Annotated in this window: 1 protein-coding gene; it reads right to left on the reverse strand. The window is 68.5% G+C overall.

Features of this window, described 5'->3' with window-relative positions; translation table 11 throughout:
• On the reverse strand, window positions 1–491 hold a 491-nt coding region (locus tag Pth03_RS41200; RefSeq protein ID WP_239119826.1), incomplete at its 3' end, for a PAS domain-containing protein.
• Window positions 492–536 lie beyond the last annotated feature (45 nt).

The raw sequence follows: 536 nt of genomic DNA on the forward strand, positions 1-536 counted from the left end.
GCCCAGTCGGCCAGCCGGGGCACCACCAGACGAGACAGCCGCCGCAGCGCCTCATCCACCTTCAGGGTGGAGGCCAGCACGGTGCTGGTCTCGGCCATCAGCGACAGCCGGTCGGTCAGCTTCTCCAGTGCCGCCAGGGCGGCCGCCTGCTTGTGTTCCACGGCCTTGTGCCGGCTCAGGTCGTAGAACAGGACCACATTGCCCATCTCCTCCCCGCCCAACGGGAGCGGGGCCGCCATCACGCCCACCGGGACCATGCCTCCGGATCCGCGAGTGAACCACGCCTCCTCGCTGCGGACGTCCACCCCCTCGGAGAACGCGGCCAGAATCCGGCACTCCTCCCGGGGCATCGGGCTTCCGTCGGCGTTGCGGTGCAGCAGGTCGTGGGGGTCGGCCCCGATCAACTGCCGTGCGGGACGATCGAGCAGCCTCTCGGCATACGGATTGACCAGGAGGATCTTCCCCGTATGGCTGACCACGTACAGACCCACGCGCAGACCGTGGAACAGGGCTCTGACGAGTTCCTTGCTGAACCC

Source organism: Planotetraspora thailandica, from assembly GCF_016863335.1.
GTDB classification, from domain to species: domain Bacteria; phylum Actinomycetota; class Actinomycetes; order Streptosporangiales; family Streptosporangiaceae; genus Planotetraspora; species Planotetraspora thailandica.